Source organism: Dactylosporangium sp. CA-139066 (assembly GCF_050936175.1).
In the GTDB taxonomy this organism is placed as follows: Bacteria; Actinomycetota; Actinomycetes; order Mycobacteriales; family Micromonosporaceae; genus Dactylosporangium.
This window is the reverse complement of the sequence record NZ_JBNJNH010000001.1, coordinates 7,985,348-8,002,606: the sequence shown is the minus strand read 5'-3', so window position 1 is coordinate 8,002,606 and position 17,259 is coordinate 7,985,348. Positions and strand designations below refer to the sequence as shown.

Annotated in this window: 11 protein-coding genes; 6 read left to right on the top strand and 5 right to left on the bottom strand. The window is 70.6% G+C overall.

Features of this window, described 5'->3' with window-relative positions:
• Position 1 precedes the first annotated feature (1 nt).
• A complete protein-coding gene (locus ACQEVU_RS36555; RefSeq protein ID WP_433331815.1) occupies positions 2-667 on the top strand; it encodes an HAD family hydrolase in 666 nt (221 codons plus the stop codon).
• A 422-nt stretch (positions 668-1,089) separates the two neighbouring features.
• On the opposite strand, the gene ACQEVU_RS36550 is transcribed toward ACQEVU_RS36555, so the two are convergent.
• Positions 1,090-1,719, bottom strand: a complete 630-nt coding sequence (locus ACQEVU_RS36550; RefSeq protein ID WP_433331813.1) for an alpha-ketoglutarate-dependent dioxygenase AlkB — start codon at positions 1,717-1,719, stop codon at positions 1,090-1,092.
• 75 nt (positions 1,720-1,794) lie between these two features.
• Here ACQEVU_RS36550 and ACQEVU_RS36545 point away from each other — a divergent pair, with 75 nt between their 5' ends.
• Positions 1,795-2,979, top strand: coding sequence for a cytochrome P450 (locus tag ACQEVU_RS36545; protein ID WP_433331811.1), 1,185 nt, complete (start codon positions 1,795-1,797; stop codon positions 2,977-2,979).
• A 357-nt stretch (positions 2,980-3,336) separates the two neighbouring features.
• Here ACQEVU_RS36545 and ACQEVU_RS36540 read toward each other — a convergent pair whose 3' ends face one another.
• Positions 3,337-4,986 (bottom strand): ROK family protein, encoded by a 1,650-nt coding sequence (locus ACQEVU_RS36540; RefSeq protein WP_433331809.1) that lies wholly within the window; start codon positions 4,984-4,986, stop codon positions 3,337-3,339.
• Positions 4,987-5,624: 638 nt separating this feature from the next.
• Here ACQEVU_RS36540 and ACQEVU_RS36535 point away from each other — a divergent pair.
• Complete coding sequence (locus ACQEVU_RS36535) at positions 5,625-9,923, top strand: discoidin domain-containing protein (protein ID WP_433331807.1); 4,299 nt, start codon at positions 5,625-5,627, stop codon at positions 9,921-9,923.
• A 62-nt stretch (positions 9,924-9,985) separates the two neighbouring features.
• On the opposite strand, the gene ACQEVU_RS36530 is transcribed toward ACQEVU_RS36535, so the two are convergent.
• Genes ACQEVU_RS36530 through ACQEVU_RS36520 form a run of 3 tightly spaced genes read right to left on the bottom strand, consistent with a single transcriptional unit; the run spans position 9,986 to position 13,134 of the window.
• The gene (locus tag ACQEVU_RS36530) at positions 9,986-10,840 is read right to left on the bottom strand and encodes a carbohydrate ABC transporter permease (protein ID WP_433331805.1); all 855 of its coding nucleotides are present in this window, start codon (positions 10,838-10,840) and stop codon (positions 9,986-9,988) included.
• Between the two features lie 3 nt (positions 10,841-10,843).
• Positions 10,844-11,797 carry a carbohydrate ABC transporter permease gene (locus ACQEVU_RS36525; protein ID WP_433331803.1) on the bottom strand — a complete coding sequence of 318 codons (954 nt, stop codon included), beginning with the start codon at positions 11,795-11,797 and terminating at the stop codon, positions 10,844-10,846.
• 23 nt (positions 11,798-11,820) lie between these two features.
• Positions 11,821-13,134 carry an ABC transporter substrate-binding protein gene (locus ACQEVU_RS36520; RefSeq protein WP_433331801.1) on the bottom strand — a complete coding sequence of 438 codons (1,314 nt, stop codon included), beginning with the start codon at positions 13,132-13,134 and terminating at the stop codon, positions 11,821-11,823.
• A gap of 276 nt (positions 13,135-13,410) precedes the next feature.
• Here ACQEVU_RS36520 and ACQEVU_RS36515 point away from each other — a divergent pair, with 276 nt between their 5' ends.
• The 3 genes from ACQEVU_RS36515 to ACQEVU_RS36505 are packed head-to-tail and all read left to right on the top strand — an operon-like array spanning position 13,411 to position 17,239.
• Positions 13,411-14,736, top strand: coding sequence for an L-fuconate dehydratase (locus ACQEVU_RS36515; RefSeq protein ID WP_433331799.1), 1,326 nt, complete (start codon positions 13,411-13,413; stop codon positions 14,734-14,736).
• Positions 14,736-16,262 carry a sugar ABC transporter ATP-binding protein gene (locus tag ACQEVU_RS36510; RefSeq protein WP_433331797.1) on the top strand — a complete coding sequence of 509 codons (1,527 nt, stop codon included), beginning with the start codon at positions 14,736-14,738 and terminating at the stop codon, positions 16,260-16,262. The genes ACQEVU_RS36515 and ACQEVU_RS36510 overlap by 1 nt, the downstream gene beginning before the upstream one ends.
• On the top strand, positions 16,259-17,239 hold the full coding sequence (locus ACQEVU_RS36505) for an ABC transporter permease (RefSeq protein ID WP_433331795.1): 981 nt from the start codon (positions 16,259-16,261) through the stop codon (positions 17,237-17,239). The genes ACQEVU_RS36510 and ACQEVU_RS36505 overlap by 4 nt, the downstream gene beginning before the upstream one ends.
• The last annotated feature ends 20 nt before the right edge of the window (positions 17,240-17,259 follow it).

Sequence of the window (17,259 nt, the reverse complement as noted above, 5' to 3'; positions counted from 1 at the left end):
CATGCCCGACGTCATCCTGTTCGACCTGTTCGGCGTCATCGCCCGCAACCAGTCCCCGACCGCCGCGCGCGCACTGGCCGAGACCGCCGGCGCCCCGCCCACCGAGTTCCACGACGCCTACTGGCGCCTGCGCGCCCCCTACGACCTCGGCCGGGTGACCGGCGCCGAGTACTGGCAACGGGTCGCCGCCGCGCTGGGCACCACCTTCGCCGACGACCGGATCGCCGCCCTCATCACCGCGGACGTCGCCAGCTGGCATGCCGTCGACGACGACATGGTCGCCCTTGTCGAACAGTCCGCGGCGGCGGGCGTACGGCTGGCCCTGCTCTCCAACATCCCCGAGGAACTCGCGGCCCACTACGAACGCCACCACGGCCGGTGGCTGCGCCACTTCGAGCTCGTCACCTTCTCGTGCCGCATCGGCCTGGCCAAGCCGGACGCCGGCGCCTACCTCTGGTGCTGCCGCGAGCTCGGCCTGGCTCCCGGCCGGGTGCTGTTCATCGACGACCGCTCCGAGAACGTCCACGCCGCCGAACGCGCCGGCCTGCACGCCCACCTGTTCACCGGCCTCGACGCCGCGGCTCGGGCGATCGACGCCGTACGGCCGCAACCCATGCCCGGCGCCCCGCCGGGAACGGCCGCCGCGGCGCTCGGCGGCCCGGCCTGAACCGACGTGTTGCCGGCGGCGGCTCGGCGCGGTCCGCCCAGGTTCCGACATTCGCGGTGCCGCTGGGCCGCTGCGGCGTCCGCGGCCGGGGGTCGCTCGAGCTGATCGGCGGCTGGCCCGGGGCAGTGCGGCAGCAATTGTGCGCGGGCACGGCGTCTCCACTGCGAACGCGTCTGGCGGAGGTGCCGACGGCCGCGCCGGGAATCCGCCCAGAGCGGAGCGCTTCTAGCGTGCGGAGCGAGAACGGCCGGCCGCCCCAGCGCGGTGGCGGTGGAGCGGATGCTGCGGCGGCGCGCTGTCGCGACGCCGGCCCGCGGGGCGTGATCGGCTGCGGCCCGCTGCGGCCGTATTCCCGCTGCGGCCTTACCGACCCCCGCAGCGCCCCGCGAATCGGGCGGGTCGACGTGGTGTGAGGCGGGTCGTCAGGCGACCCCGGACGGGCGGAACTGGACGCTCACCCGCGGCCCGACCGGCCGGGCGGTCTTCGGAATGGCGTGCTCCCACGTGCGCTGGCACGACCCGCCCATCACGATCAGGTCGCCGTGGCCGAGCGGGAAGCGGATGCTGTCGCCGCCGCCGCGCGGGCGCAGCAGCATGGTGCGCGGGGAGCCGAACGAGACGATGGCGACCATCGTGTCGAAGCGGGCGCCGCGCCCGATGGTGTCGCCGTGCCAGGCGACGCTGTCGCGGCCGTCGCGGTACAGGCACATGCCCGCCGTCATGAAGGGCTCGCCGAGCTCCTCGATGTAGTAGGCGGTGAGGCGCCGTCGCGCCTCGGTCAGCAGCGGGTGGGGCAGGGTCTCCTCCGCGGGATACCACCGCAGCAGGCGCGGCACGTCGACCACGTCGTCGTACATCTTCCGGCGCTCCGCCCGCCAATCGACCTCGTGCAGCAGCGTCTGCAGGATCGCGTCGGAGCCGAGGACCCAGCCGGGCAGGTGATCGACCCACGCGCCGCGGCTCAGGTGGTGGCACGTCACCTGGCCGGTGAGCGAACCCAGGGAAGGGCCGGCGACGTCGAACATCGACGGCTGGTACGCAAGGTCAATCATGCCTCGAAGTCTACCCGATTTCGAACAGGCGTACGAGCGAATCGCCGTACCGTGGCCAGGCTTTACCCTAGGTCGATGGAGACGGCACGCAAGGTTGATCGGGGCCCGGCGGAGGTGGGCTGCCCGGTCGAGCGCGGCGCCGACGGCGTGTGGCGCGTGCGCGGGCACGCGGCCGGGCGCGCCGTGCTGCGCAGCACGGACACGGTGCAGGCGGGCCTGGGCGTGGAGACCGTCGAGAACCTGCCGCCCAAGATCCGCCGCCCGGTGCTGTACCGCGACGGGGTTGAGCACCGGGAGTACCGTCGCCGGACCGCGCGCTTCTTCACGCCCCGGCGGGTCGACGAGCACTACCGCGACCTGATGATCGAGATCGCCGAACGCCGGCTCGACGTCCTGCGCCGCGACGGCGAGGCGGACCTGTCCGCGCTGAGCTTCCGCCTCGCGATCGACGTGGCCGCGGCGGTGATCGGGCTGACCGAGAGCCGGCCCGGCATCGACGAGCGGCTGCAGCGGTTCTTCCCCGAGAAGTTCGGCCGGCCCGGGTTCACGAGCATCGACGGCCTGCGCTGGTTCCTGCGCCAGAACGTGCAGTTCCTGACCATCTACCTGAAGGACGTCCGCCCCGCCATCCGCCCCCGCCGCCGGGCCCGCCGCGACGACCTCATCTCGCACCTGCTCGACGAGGGCTGCCGCGACGGCGAGATCCTCGGCGAGGTGATCACGTTCGCCGCCGCGGGCATGGTGACGACTCGGGAGTTCATCAACCTGGCCGCCTGGCATCTCTTCACCGACCGGCAGCTGCAGATCCGGTACCTCGACAGCCCCGAACCTGCCCGCCTCGCCCTCCTGCACGAGCTGCTGCGCCTGGAGCCGGTCGTCGGCAACCTGAAGCGCCGCACCACGGCCCCGCTGCCGGTCCCCGGCCCCGACGGCGACACGGTGACGATCCCGCCCGGCGAGCTGGTCGACGTCGCGGTGAGTACCGCCAACCTCGACCCGGCGGCCGTCGGCGCCGACCCGCTGGCGGTGTGCCCGGGCCGCCCGCTGCCGACGGGCGTCGCCCCGATGGCGCTGTCGTTCGGCGACGGCCCGCACCGCTGCCCCGGCGCCCACGTGGCCATCCAGGAGTCCGACATCTTCCTGACGCGCCTGTTCGCGCTGCCCGGCCTGCGCATGACGACCCCGCCGCGGATCACGATGAAGGAGGACATCTCGTCGTACGAACTCCGCGGCCTGCGGATCGCCATCGACCGTGCGTAAGATGCCGAACACGGCGTGAAGTTTCTCGATGATCAGTTTTTCGGCGGGTGCTAGCGTAGGGAAACCGGAAGCCGCCGCTGAACCCGCCTCATGACACCACGGGGCTTCGTCGTCCGCAGCGGCCCGGTGGCCGGATAAGTGCCCTGAACGAACACGCGCGCGACCCGCGCGAACGCACCACAATGATCGATGATCTTGGCCGCGACGATCGCCGCGAGCCGTGTTTCGCACCGTGCAGCCGTGCTCGGCCCAGCGGATGCCGTCACGTCGAGCGAGGACCGAGCGCGTCGCTGCAGGTCTTGAGGGGGTGTGGGTGGAGCGCAGCTCCCGCACCGCGAGCGGCAGCGAGCCGGAAACTCAGTGCACGCTGGCCAGTGGCGGAGGGGCCGACAACGACACTGCCGTGGGGTCCTCGATCATGCGCTCCACGACCACGCCGGCGCCGCCGCGGGCGGCGGCCGTGAAGCCCAGGTGTGACGCCACGAAGTGGCAGCGGGCGGCCGTCGACGCGACCGCCAGGCGGGCCAGGTTGGCCTGCGCTGACGGGATGAGGTGGTCGGCCAGTTCGGCGAAGTAGCCGCCCAGCACGATCACGCGCGGGTTGAAGAGGTTGACCAGGATCGCGCCGCCGTGGCCCAGCCAGCGGCCGACCTCGGCCACCGCCTCCGTCGCGGCGCGGTCGCCCGCGGACAGGCGGCGCGACACCTCGGCGATGCGCTCCTGCGGGTCGGGGATGGGGCCGTCGAGCAGGCCGTACGCGGCGTCGGGGGTGGCCCGGCGGACCAGCTCGGCCAGGCCGACCTTCGTCTCCCAGCAGCCGACCCGGCCGCAGCCGCAGGGGGTGCCGCCGGGCTCGACCGGCAGGTGGCCGACCTCGCCCGAGAAGCCGTCGGCGCCGCGCAGGAGCCGGCCGTTGACGATCACGCCGCCGCCGACGCCGACCTCGCCGGTGAGGTAGACGAGGTCGTCGGTGCCGGCGGCGACGCCCCAGGTGTACTCGGCCAGGGCGGCCAGGTTGGCGTCGTTGTCGACGCCGATCCACAGGCCGGGGGCCAGGCCGTGGGCCAGGCGCGTGGCCACGGGGACGTCGCGCCAGCCCAGGTTCGGGGCCAGGACCACCACGCCGCGGGCGACGTCCACCAGGCCGGGGACGGCCACGGTCAGGCCGACCGGGGTCACGCCGCGGCGCACCAGCTCGGCCAGCGAGCGGCGTGCGGCCTCGGTCAGGTCGTCCAGGCAGCGCTCGACGTCGCGGTGCATCGCGTCGAAGCTGATCCGCTTCTCGATCACCGTGCGGCCCGTCAGGTCGCTGCCGTGGACGGCGAGGTAGTCGACGTTGATCTCGATGCCGACGGCGCCGACGTCGGGGCTCAGCGCGATGCCGCGGCCGGGGCGGCCGGCGCCGCCCGAGTGTTCCGCGCCGATCTCGCGGACCAGGCGGCGGGTGAGCAGCTCGTCGACGAGGCTGGAGACCGTGGCCTTGTGCAGGCCGGTGGCGGCGGCGATCGCGGCGCGCGAGCGGGGGCCGTTGATGCGGATGTGGCGCAGCGTCCGGGTCAGGTTGGCCCGGCGCAAGGCTAGCTGGTCGGTCGGCTCCTCGGCGGATCCGGCACCGGCACGCTCCTTGCTCACCATCGCAGCTGCCCTCCCTCGGCGCGGGCCGTCTGCAGCGGCCACCTGCGCCATTCCAAGCGAACCGGCGACGACGCCGGGTCCGAGCCGACCGGCCACGACGCCGAAGCCGGGTCCAAGCGAACCGGCGACGACGCCGGGTCCGAGCCGACCGGCCACGACGCCGAAGCCGGGTCCGAGCGAACCGGCGACGACGCCGAGTCCGAGCCGACCGGCCACGACGCCGAAGCCGGGTCCGAGCGAACCGGCGACGACGCCGAGTCCGAATCGACCGGCCACGACGCCGAAGCCGGGTCCGAGCGAACCGGCGACGACGCCGAAGCCGGGTCCGAACCCATCGGCGGCGAAGCCGGAGCCGAGTGATCGCACCGGCATCGACGTGCCTGATTCGTCGGTCCGTCCGACGAATCAACCACGAAACATCCCGGCAACACCAGACCTGCGGGCAACGAATCAGGAACGTTTCGAAAGTGGTCGTACGACTCAACATCAGCCGCCCACGATCGAACGCAAGAACCCCACGCGATGGCACACAACCAAAGAGCCGCGTCCCAGACCGTTGACGAGCCGGTAGCGAGTCTGCAACATTTGGCGCAACGCAGTGCAAGATTCCTACAAGCTCTCGACAGACTTACGCTACTCTCCGCAACTCGATCGCAGCCGCACCGCCAACCGGCCGCTGTCGCCCCCGCCCCGCCTACGGAGAGGCCAGAACCCGTGCAGCGCGGACCACCCCTTCGCGATACTGCCCGAGCCGACCCGGCATCGACCGGGCCGGCTGCGTTGCCCAGCACCGCGCCGTGGCCGCCACCGCACAGGACCGCACCGCCGGACCAAACCGCCAAGCTCCGGCTGTACTGACAACGACCTAACTGACAATGGCCCCAGCCAAAGCTTCGCCCCGATACAGATCCCGGGTCGCAGGTCGAGTCACCGTCCGCGCCGCGTCGCCACGCATCGAAGCACGTAGACACCCCAGCACCGGACGCACGTAGACACGACGAAGGAACCCGATGAGCAGAAGGCTCGTGACGCGAAGGGTGCTCGCGGCGTTCGCCGTGGCCGCCCTTGTCGCGGTGACGGCGCAGGCGCTGCCGGCGGAGGCCGCCGGCGGACCCAACCTCGCCAGTGGCCGCCCCGCCACCTCCAGCAGCACCAATGGCCAGAACGGCATCGGCAACATCAACGACGGCAACCAGGCCAGCTACTGGGAGAGCGCCAACAACTCCTGGCCGCAGTGGGCGCAGATCGACCTGGGCAGCGCCAAGAGCATCGACCAGATCAAGCTGAAGCTGCCCAACGACACCGCCTGGCAGACCCGCACGGAAACGCTGTCGGTGACCGGCAGCAGCGACGGCACGAGCTTCAGCACGATCGTCGGCTCGGCCGGGTACGTGTTCAACCCCGCCTCGCAGAACACGGTCACCATCAACTTCAACGCGACGACCACGCGGTACGTGCGGCTGAACTTCAGCGCCAACACCGGCTGGCCGGCCGCGCAGATCTCCGAGTTCGAGATCTACGGCGTGACCACCACGGGCGGCAACCTCGCCGCCGGCAAGACCTTCACCGCCAGCTCCGCCAACGGGCAGTACGTGGCGAGCAACGGCGGCGACTCGAACCAGGCCACCTACTGGGAGAGCGCCGGCAGCACCTTCCCGCAGTGGCTGCAGGTCGACCTCGGCTCGGCCGTCCCGGTCAACTCGGTGGTGCTCAAGCTGCCGACCGGGTGGGGCGCCCGCACCGAGACGCTGTCCGTGCAGGGCAGCACCACGGGCAGCTCGTTCACCGACATCGTCGCCTCCAACGCGTACAACTTCGCGCCCGGCTCGGCGAACACGGTGACGATCCCGTTCACGCAGACCACGACGCGGTACATCCGGGTCAACATCACGGCGAACACCGGCTGGGCGGCCGCGCAGGTCTCCGAGCTGGAGGTCTACGGCCCGACCACGGGTGACACGCAGGCGCCGACGGCCCCGGGCAACCTCGCCTACACGCAGCCGGCCAGCGGCCAGATCAAGCTCACCTGGACCGCCTCGACCGACAACAGCGGCTCGATCGCCGGGTACGACGTCTACGCCAACGGCACCCTGCGCAGCAGCGTCGCCGGCAACGTGCTGACGTACACCGACAGCCAGCCCGACACCGCGACGGTCGCCTACTACGTGAAGGCCCGCGACGCGGCCGGCAACCAGTCCCCGGCCAGCAACACGGTGACCCGCACCGGGACCAACCCGGACACGCAGGCGCCGACCGCGCCCGGCAACCTGGCCTACACCCAGCCGGCCAGCGGCCAGATCAAGCTCACCTGGACCGCCTCGACCGACAACAGCGGCTCGATCGCCGGGTACGACGTCTACGCGAACAACTCGCTGCGGGGCAGCGTCGCCGGCAACGTCCTGACCTACACGGACAACCAGCCGGACTCGGCCACGGTGTCGTACTACGTGAAGGCCCGCGACGCCGCCGGCAACGCCTCGGCGGCCAGCAACACGGTGACCCGCACCGGCACCGGCAACCCGCCGCCGGGCACCAACGTGGCGCTGGGCAAGCCGATCGACGCCAACGGCTCGGTCTTCACGTTCGTGCCGGCCAACGCCAACGACAACAGCGTCACCACCTACTGGGAGGGCGCGGCCGGCTACCCGGCGACCCTGACCGTCCACCTGGGCGCGAACAACGACATCTCGAAGATCACGCTGAAGCTCGACCCGAGCACGGCGTGGGGCGCGCGCACCCAGAACCTGCAGGTGCTCGGCCGTGAGCAGAGCGCGTCCGGCTTCACCAGCCTGGTGAACGCGGCCGACTACCGCTGGGACCCGGCGACGGGCAACTCGGTCGACATCACGGTCTCGGCCCGCGTGGCCGACGTGCAGCTGAAGTTCAACTCCAACACCGGCGCCCCGTCGGGCCAGGTCGCGGAGTTCCAGGTCTTCGGCGTCGCGGCGCCCAACCCGGACCTGCAGATCACCGGGATCAGCGCCTCGCCCGCCTCGCCGGTGGAGACCGACTCGGTCAGCCTCACCGCGACGGTGAAGAACAACGGCACCGCCGCCTCGGGCGCGACGAACGTCAACTTCTACCTCACCACCCCGCAGGGCACCGTCCTGGCCGGCACGGCGAACGTGTCGAGCCTCGCGGCCGGCGCGCAGGGCAACTTCACCGCGAACATCGGGCCGCGCAGCGCCGCGACCTACACGGTGAGCGCGAAGGTGGACGAGGCCAACTCGGTCGTCGAGACCGACGAGACCAACAACTCCTTCACCAGCGGCACGAACCTCGTGGTCCAGCCGGTGGCCAGCTCCGACCTCGTCGCGGCGCCGGTGGCCTGGTCGCCGGGCAACCCGTCGGCCGGCAACACGGTCACCTTCTCGGTGGTCATCAAGAACCAGGGCACCCAGGCCACCGCGGGCGGCGCGCACGGCGTCACCCTCACCGTGGTCGACGCAGGCGGCGCCACGGTCAAGACCCTCACCGGCTCGTACACCGGCACGCTCGCCGCCGGCGCCAGCTCGCCGGTGGTCAACCTGGGCACGTGGACGGCGGTCAACGGCAAGTACACGGTGCACACCGTGCTGGCCGCGGACACCAACGAGCTGTCCATCAAGCAGGGCAACAACACCAGCGACAACCCGCTGTTCGTCGGCCGCGGCGCGAACATGCCGTACGACATGTACGAGGCCGAGGACGGCACCGTCGGCGGCGGCGCGCAGGTCGTCGGCCCGAACCGCACCATCGGCGACCTCGCCGGCGAGGCGTCCGGCCGCAAGGCCGTCACGCTCAACGGCACCGGGCAGTACGTGCAGTGGACCACCCGGGCCAGCACCAACACGGTCGTCGCGCGGTTCTCGATCCCGGACGGCACCACGTCCTCGATCAACGTCTACGTCAACGGCTCCTTCGCCAAGGCGATCCCATTGACGTCGAAGTTCTCGTGGCTGTACGGCAACGAGGCGAGCCCGACCAACTCCCCCGGCACCGGCCCGCGGCACATCTACGACGAGGCCAACATCATGCTCGACAGCACGGTGTCCGCCGGTAGCACGATCAAGCTGCAGAAGGACGCCGCGAACGGCGGCAACATCGCGATCGACTTCATCAACCTCGAGCAGGTCGCGCCGATCGCCAACCCGAACCCGGCCACGTACATCACCCCGGCCGGCTTCACGCAGCAGGACGTGCAGAACGCGATCAACAGCGCGCAGCAGAGCTCCACGGCCGTCGGCGTCTACCTGCCGGCGGGCACCTACACCACCACCAGCAAGTTCAACATCTCCGGCAAGGCGCTGCAGATCGTGGGCGCCGGGCCGTGGTACACCCGGTTCCAGACCCCGCAGGACCAGCAGAACACCGACGCCGGCTTCGGCGTGCAGACCTCGGCCAACGGCTCGACGTTCAAGAACCTGGCCTTCTTCGGCAACTACGTCGAGCGCATCGACGGGCCGGGCAAGGTCTGGGGCGAGCTCAAGGACAACCAGAACCTGACGATCGACAACGTCTGGGTCGAGCACACGGTCTGCATGTACTGGGGCGTGCACAACAGCGGCGTCAACATCTCCAACAGCCGCATCCGTGACACGTTCGCCGACGGCATCAACTTCACCAACGACACGACCAACACCCACCTGAACAACATCGACGCCCGCAGCACGGGTGACGACTCGTTCGCGCTGTTCTCGGCCACCGACAGCGGCGGTTCCGTGGGCAACCACGACAACCTGTGGGAGAACCTGTCCGCGACGCTCACGTGGCGCGCGGCCGGCTTCGCGGTCTACGGCGGGTACAACAACACGTTCCGCAACATGTACATCGCGGACATGCTGTGCTACTCCGGCATCACCATCAGCTCGCTGGACTTCGGCTACCCCTTCGTCGGCTTCGGCACGCAGCCGACGACGATCCAGAACGTGTCGCTGGTACGAGACGGCGGCCACTTCTGGGGCCAGCAGGCCTTCGGCGCCATCTGGGCGTTCTCGGCCTCGAAGGAGTTCCGCGGCATCCGGGTGTCCGATGTGGACATCGTTGACCCGACGTACTCCGGCATCATGTTCCAGACGAAGTACACGGGCAGCAGCCACGAGAACATCTTCCAGGACACGGTGTTCACGAACATCAGCATCAGCGGCGCCAAGCGCAGCGGTGACGCGTTCGACGCCAAGTCCGGCATCGGCATCTGGGCCAACGAGATGCCTGAGCCCGGTCAGGGCCCGGCGGTCGGGGCGGTGACGTTCAACCACCTGACGTTCTCCAACAACGCGGAGAACATCCGCAACACCACGACCACGTTCACGATCACGATCAACCCGTAAGACGCTCCACACTGGACGGCCGTCGGGGTACACCCCCGGCGGCCGTCCGCCGTTGAAGGCCCTCATCCCTTCAGCGCCCCGAGCATCTGCCCGCGGATGAGGTACCGCTGGGCCAGCACGAACACGGTGAGCACCGGCAGCGCGGTGACCAGGGTGGCCAGCGCCAGCTGGGGCGCGTAGAGGCGCACGTCCAGGCCGCTGGCGTTGGTCGGGTCGTACAGCGGGCTGGAGGCGACCAGCTGCTGCAGCCCGACGGAGACGGTGGCGCTGTCCGACAGCGGCAGCAGCACCAGCGGCAGGAAGAAGTTCGTCCAGTTCGCCACGAAGCTGAAGAAGCCGACGAGGGCGACCGCCTGCTTGGACAGCGGCAGCGCGATGCGCAGCAGGATGTCCGGCTCGCGCAGCCCGTCGAGGCGGGCACCCTCGATCATCTGCATCGGCAGCGTCGTGGAGAAGTGGATGTACGCGAGGTAGACCCCGAACGGGTGGAAGCCCATGAGCAGGGTGACGACCCAGACGTTGTTCACCGCGCCGAACGCGCTCGCCTCGAGGTACAGCGGGATGACCAGCACGGTGTTGGGCACGACCATCACCAGCAGGGTGAGGAAGCGCACCAGCCGGCGGCCGGTGAAGCGCAGCCGGGCCAGGGCGTAGCCGGCCGGCAGCGCGCACAGCACGGCGACGAGCGAGCCGCCGCCGGCCACGATGACCGAGTTGCTCAGCCAGTGCAGGAACGCGCCGTCGTTGAACGCGAGGATGTCGTTCCAGTTGTCGCGGGCGTTGCCGAGCGACAGCGCGCCGAGTCCGCCGCCGTCGTCGTGGCGGAAGCCGACGGTGAGGTACGACAGCAGCGGGTAGCCGAAGGCCACGGCGAACAGCAGCAGGGTCACGAGCCTCGCCGATTTTCCGAGCGACATGCTTCACCGTCCGTCGTCGAAGAGGCGGGTGCGGTAGACGATCACAAGGCCCAGGGCCAGGGTGATGAGCAGCAGGATCACCGACATCGCGGCCGCCGCCGGGGTGTCCAGGATCTGGTACGCGTACGTGAAGCTCAGCTGGTTCGGCGTCCACTGGGGAGAGATCATGCCGTGGGTCACCTGGCTGAGCACCTGCGGCTCGAGGAACAGCTGGAAGCCGTAGGCGACGTTGAGCAGCGTCATGTAGCCCAGCCAGGGCCGGATGAGCGGCAGCTTGATCCGCCACGCGATGTCCCACGCCGAGGCGCCGTCCAGGCGCGCGGACTCCAGCAGCGGCTCGGGGATGCCGTTGAGGCCGCCGCCGAGCACGACGACCCACGTGCCGGCGCCCTGGAAGAACAGCATGCCGGCGAGGATGACGGGCAGGTGGCCGGGCGCGGCGACCTCGCTCAGGTTGTGGTACCCGAACCCGTGCCACAGGAACGAGATCGGGCTCTGCCCGGGGTTGAGCAGGAACAGCCACAGCATGAAGTTGGCGATCCCGGCCAGGGCGCCGGGCAGGTAGTACACGAAGCGCATCCACGAGCCGAAGCGGCCCGGCCGGGCGTCGATGAGCAGCGCGAGCAGCACGACGACGGCGAGCATGAGCGGCAGCCAGACGGCGAGGGTCAGCCCGACGTTGACGAACGTCTCGACGAAGCGGAAGTCGCCGCCGACCCGGGCGTAGGCGCCCAGGCCCCCGAAGCCGGTCTCGGACTCGTTCTGCAGGCTCTTGACGACGGCGTACCCGGTGGGCACGACGCCGGCGACGAGCAGCAGGGCGGCGTACGGCGCGATGAGCAGCACGCCGAAGCGCCGCTCCGGGCGGTGGCCGCGCCCGCGGGGGCGGGGGCGGGAGTGGGCCGCGTGGTGGCGCGGGGCCGGGTCGATCGTGCGCAGCTGGAGCGTGGTGGTCACGGCGGGTCTCGTCTCCGGGGCGGTCAGGGTCCGGCCCGCACCGCGTAGCCGAAGGACCGGGCCTCGCTGGTGAGCCGCTGGCCGAACGTGTCCCAGGCCTTGGTGAAGGGCTGGCCGGACGTGAGGGCGGGCGTGATCGTGTGGGTCCAGACGGTGCCGGTGTTGTACCGCGTGTAGTCCCGCCCGCCGCGCACGATCGTGGAGGCGAGCACGAAGGCCGCGGCGGCGGTGTCGAAGTTGGCCAGGTACTTGCCCTGGCGCTGGCGGTCCAGCCACGGCTGCTGCAGCGGGCCGTAGGCGGGCAGGCCGACGCTGAGCTCGACCTGCCAGCGCGGGTCGGTGGCGACGAACCGGGCGAAGGTGAGCGTGTTCTGCAGTTGTACGCCGGTGATGTGCCGGGAGAAGCCCCACAGCCCGCCGCCCTCGGAGCTGGTGGTCGGGTGGTCGTCGCCGGCCCAGCGCAGCGGGGCGGCCGCGGTGATGCGGCCGGGGTCGACCTTCCACGTGTCGCGGAACAGGAAGTTGCCCCACCACACCGCGCCCGGGCTCATCGCCAGGCGCCGGCCGAGGGTGGCGGCGTCGGGCGAGAAGATGCCGGACGGGGAGACCGCGCCGGCCGCGGCGAGGCGGCCCAGCAGGTCCCGGATGCGGGTGCAGCGGCCGTCGGTGAGCTCGATGCGGACCTGCTTCTCGCTCAGCCGCTCGTTGGTCGGGCAGCCGCTGGCCCACAGGTAGCGGTCGGGGGCGTAGGCGTCGCCGAGGAAGCCGGTGAGGTACCCCGGATGCTCCTTGGCGATGGCGAGGCTCAGCCGCTCGTAGTCCTCCCAGGTGGCCGGCGGCTGGTAGCCCCATTCGCGGAACAGGTCGGCGTCGTACCACAGCACGTCGGGCGCGGCGTCGTTGCGCAGGCAGCGCACCCGCCCGTCGATGCGGCACTGGGCGATGACGCTGGCCGGGTACTCCGGGATGATGTCGCCGAGGTTCTGGCCGATGTCCCGCACGTAGTTGATCTTCGACCCGGCGGCCCAGGCGATGTCGTCGTTGGAGGGGAAGAAGATCGCGTCGGGCCAGCCCTTGCCGGCCTGGTTGAACAGCACGAACTTCTGCTGCAGCTCGGTGCTGCCGACGTTGCCGTTGATGGTGGTGACCTGCACGGGGATGTCCGGGTAGGCCTTGCGGAAGGCGTCGACGGCGGGCACTCGCGGCGGGTCGACCCAGACGGTGATGGGCCCGCCCGAGTCGGTCACATGGCCCTCGGCATTGCCGGCGCAGCCGGCGAGGGAGAGCAGCGCGAGGGCGGTGACGGCCGCCCGTTCCAGATGGTGTCGCGTGCGCACCGGCGCAGTAGACATCCGATGAATGACCGAGGTCAATCAACCTAACGAACAGGTCGCGGAGCGAATTCTCGCCGTGACGTTCAGTGTCTACGACGCGGAAACATCCGACCGCTGGTCACGGATTCATCCGATCAATACTCAACATTTTCGCACAATAGTACGGCCAAATCGCCGCAATATCGGGCGATCTACCGCGGAGACATGGGTTCACAGCTGGGATGGCGCTGCTATGGTTCCGCACCAATAGATCGGATCACTCGCCGACGGAGCGTGCGCATGCCGATGATCACCGCGGTACGGGTCCACGACGTGCGGTTCCCGACCTCGCTCGAACACGACGGGTCCGACGCCATGAACCCGGACGCCGACTACTCGGCGGCGTACGTCGAGCTGCTGACCGACGACCCGGGCCTGGCCGGCTACGGGTTCACGTTCACCATCGGCCGGGGCACCGACCTCGTGGTCGAGGCCGCCCGCCAGCGGGCGTTGCCGCTGCTCGGCCGGGATGTCGACGCCCTGTGCGCCGACCTCGGCGGGGCCTACCGGGAGCTCGGCGCGGACTCGCAGCTGCGCTGGCTGGGCCCGGAGAAGGGCGTGGTCCACCTGGCGCTCGCCGCCGTGGTGAACGCGCTGTGGGACCTCGCGGCCCGCCGGGCCGGCAAGCCGCTGTGGCGGCTGCTGGCCGAGATGACCCCGGAGGAGCTCGTCGCGGCCACCGACTTCCGCTACATCTCCGACGCCGTCACGCCCGAGGAGGCCCTCGCCATGCTGCGCGAGATGGCGCCGACCCGGGCCGCGCGCATCGCCGAGCTGCGCGAACGCGGCGGCTACCCGTGCTACACCACGAGCGCCGGCTGGCTCGGCTACGACGACGACAAGCTGCGCCGGCTGCTCAAGGAGGCCCTCGACGCGGGGTACCGCCACCTGAAGCTCAAGGTCGGGCGCAACGTCGAGGACGACGTGCGCCGGCTGCGCATCGCCCGCGAGGTCATCGGCTGGGACTTCGACCTCATGATCGACGCCAACCAGGTGTGGGACGTGCCGCAGGCCATCGAGTGGGTCGGCCGGCTCGCCGAGTTCCGCCCCCTGTGGATCGAGGAGCCGACCAGCCCCGACGACGTGCTCGGCCACGCCGAGATCCGCCGGGCGGTGGCGCCGATCGGGGTCGCCACCGGCGAGCACGGCATGAACCGGGTGCTGTTCAAGCAGATGTTCCAGGCCGAAGCGATCGACTACTGCCAGCTCGACGCGGCCCGCCTGGCCGGGGTCAGCGAGATCCTCGCCGTGTACCTCATGGCCCGCAAGTTCGGCGTCCCGGTGTGCCCGCACGCCGGCGGGGTCGGGCTGTGCGAGCTGGTGCAGCACCTGTCGATCTTCGACTTCGTGGCCGTGTCGGGCTCGCTGGAGCACCGGGTCACCGAGTACGTCGACCACCTGCACGAGCACTTCACCGACCCCTGCGTCGTGCGCGACGGGCACTACGTGCTGCCCGAGGCGCCCGGCTACAGCGCCCAGATGCACGAGGCGTCCCTCGCCGAGTTCGCGTTCCCCGGCGGCACCTACTGGAACGCCCAGACATCGGATGTTCCGGGGAGCGCGTGATGGCATCCCTCCTCCAGGTGACCGGGGCGAGCAAGAGCTTCCCCGGCGTGAAGGCGCTCGACGGCGTCGACCTCGAGGTGCGCCACGGCGAGGTCCTGGCGCTCGTCGGCGAGAACGGCGCCGGCAAGTCGACGCTCATGAAGCTGCTCGCCGGCATCGACCGGCCCGACGCCGGCGAGTTCTCCCTCGACGGCGAGCAGTACACCCCGAGCAGCCCCCGCCACGCGCAGGAGCTGGGCATCTCGGTCATCCACCAGGAGCTCAACCTCATGCCCGACCTCACGGTCGCGCAGAACATCTTCATCGGCCGGGAGCCGCGCACCGCCGGCTTCCTGCTCTCCGAGCGCGCCCTCAACCGGCGCACCCGGGAGCTGCTGGGCCGGCTCGGCCTGCCGCTGGAGCCGACCGACCTGGTCGGCGACCTGACCGTGGCGCGCCAGCAGATGGTCGAGATCGCCAAGGCGCTGAGCTTCAACGCCCGGGTGCTCGTCATGGACGAGCCGACCGCGGCGCTGAACGAGACCGAGGTGGCCACGCTCTTCGGGCTCATCCGCCGGTTCGTCACCCCGCAGACCGGCGTCATCTACATCTCCCACCGCATGCACGAGCTCGCGCAGATCACCGACCGGATCACGGTGCTGCGCGACGGGCGGTACGTCGACACGCTCGACACCGCCACGACGAGCATCCCGCAGGTCATCTCGCTCATGGTGGGCCGCACGATCACCGGCGAGCAGCGCCCGCGCGGCGCCGTGCGCGACGGCGAGCCGGTGCTGGCGGTGCGCGGGCTGCGCACCAGGTCGCTGCTGCGCGACGTCAGCTTCGAGGTGCGCGGCGGGGAGATCCTCGGCTTCGCCGGCCTCATGGGCGCCGGGCGCACCGAGGTCGCGCGGGCCCTCGTCGGCGCCGACCGCAAGGACGGCGGCACGGTCGTCGTGCACGGCCGGGAGGTCGCGATCGCCAGCCCGGCCGACGCGGCGAAGGCCGGCATCGGCTACCTGTCCGAGGACCGCAAGCGCTACGGCGTGCTGCTCGGCCGCAGCGTGCGCGACAACGTGGTGCTCGCCTCGATGTCGCGCTTCACCGGGCCGGCCGGCATCGTCGCCGACCGGCTCATCGGGCGCACCGCCACCGAGTACGTCGCCAAGCTGCGCATCCGCACCCCGTCGACCGGGCAGCTGGTGCAGAACCTCTCCGGTGGCAACCAGCAGAAGACCGTCGTCGCGAAGTGGCTCGTGCGCGACTGCGACGTGCTCATCTTCGACGAGCCGACCCGGGGCATCGACGTCGGCGCCAAGGACGAGATCTACGCCCTGCTCGACGAACTCGCCGCGGAGGGCAAGGCGATCATCATGATCTCCTCCGAGCTGCCCGAGGTGCTGCGCATGTCCCACCGCATCGCGGTGATGTGCCAGGGGCGCATCACCGCCGTCCTCGACAACGCCGACGCGACCCAGGAAAACATCATGGACTACGCCACGCGCTTCGGCGCAGCTGAGCGCCCAGAAGGGCCGGTGACCCCGTGACCTCGATCCCGGCCAGCAACCCGATCGTCGCCCGCATCCGCGGCTCGGTGCAGCAGGTACTGGCGCTGGCCAGCCTCATCGCGATCCTGGTGTTCTTCTCGTTCGCCAGCCCCTACTTCTTCACCGCGAGCAACCTCGTCGGCATCCTCATGGCCGCCACGGTCACCGGGATCCTGGCGCTGGGCACCACGTTCGTCATCGTCGCCGGCGGCATCGACCTGTCGATCGGCACCGGCATGATCCTGTGCGGGGTGATGACCGGGGTCTTCCTGACGTACTGGGGCTGGCCGGTCTGGCTCGGCGTCACCGCGGCGATCCTCTTCGGCGGCCTCATCGGCTTCGTCAACGGCTTCAACGTGTCGGTGCTCGGCCTGCCCCCGTTCATCGCCACGCTCGGCATGATGCTCGTCACCGCCGGGCTCGCGCTGGTCATCTCCGGCACCAAGCCCATCTACTTCAAGGAACACCCCGACTTCCAGCTGCTCATGAACTACTCGGTGATCCCGGGCGCCCGGTTCCCGCTGGGTGTCGCCATCTTCCTGGTACTCACCGTGGTCGCCGCGGTGCTGCTGGGCAAGACGATCATCGGGCGGTACGCCTTCTCGATCGGCAGCAACGAGGCCGCCACCGCACTGTCCGGCGTCAACATCGCGCGCTGGAAGATCACCATCTACACGCTGTCCGGCCTGTTCGTCGGCCTCGCCGGTGTGCTCGCCGCCTCCCGGCTGAGCTCCGCCCAGCCCGTCGGCGGCCAGGGCCTGGAGCTCGAGGCCATCGCCGCGGTCGTCATCGGCGGCACCTCGCTGCAGGGCGGCCGCGGTTCGATCGCCGGCACGGTGGTCGGCTCGCTCATCGTCGCCGTGCTCACCAACGGCCTGCGGGTCACCGCCGTACCGCAGGAGTGGCAGTCAGTCGTGGTCGGCTGCGTGATCCTCGTGGCCGTCTACGTCGACATGCTGCGCAGGAAACGCGCCTAAGAGAACGAACACCCCCCACG

Bases quoted from the DNA above. Each gene is read 5' to 3' on its own strand.
- ACQEVU_RS36555 (WP_433331815.1), top strand. From the start codon at position 2: ATGCCCGACGTCATCCTGTTCGACCTGTTCGGCGTCATCGCCCGCAAC.
- ACQEVU_RS36550 (WP_433331813.1), bottom strand. From the start codon at position 1,719: ATGATTGACCTTGCGTACCAGCCGTCGATGTTCGACGTCGCCGGCCCT.
- ACQEVU_RS36545 (WP_433331811.1), top strand. From the start codon at position 1,795: ATGGAGACGGCACGCAAGGTTGATCGGGGCCCGGCGGAGGTGGGCTGC.
- ACQEVU_RS36540 (WP_433331809.1), bottom strand. From the start codon at position 4,986: ATGCCGGTGCGATCACTCGGCTCCGGCTTCGCCGCCGATGGGTTCGGA.
- ACQEVU_RS36535 (WP_433331807.1), top strand. From the start codon at position 5,625: ATGAGCAGAAGGCTCGTGACGCGAAGGGTGCTCGCGGCGTTCGCCGTG.
- ACQEVU_RS36530 (WP_433331805.1), bottom strand. From the start codon at position 10,840: ATGTCGCTCGGAAAATCGGCGAGGCTCGTGACCCTGCTGCTGTTCGCC.
- ACQEVU_RS36515 (WP_433331799.1), top strand. From the start codon at position 13,411: ATGCCGATGATCACCGCGGTACGGGTCCACGACGTGCGGTTCCCGACC.
- ACQEVU_RS36510 (WP_433331797.1), top strand. From the start codon at position 14,736: ATGGCATCCCTCCTCCAGGTGACCGGGGCGAGCAAGAGCTTCCCCGGC.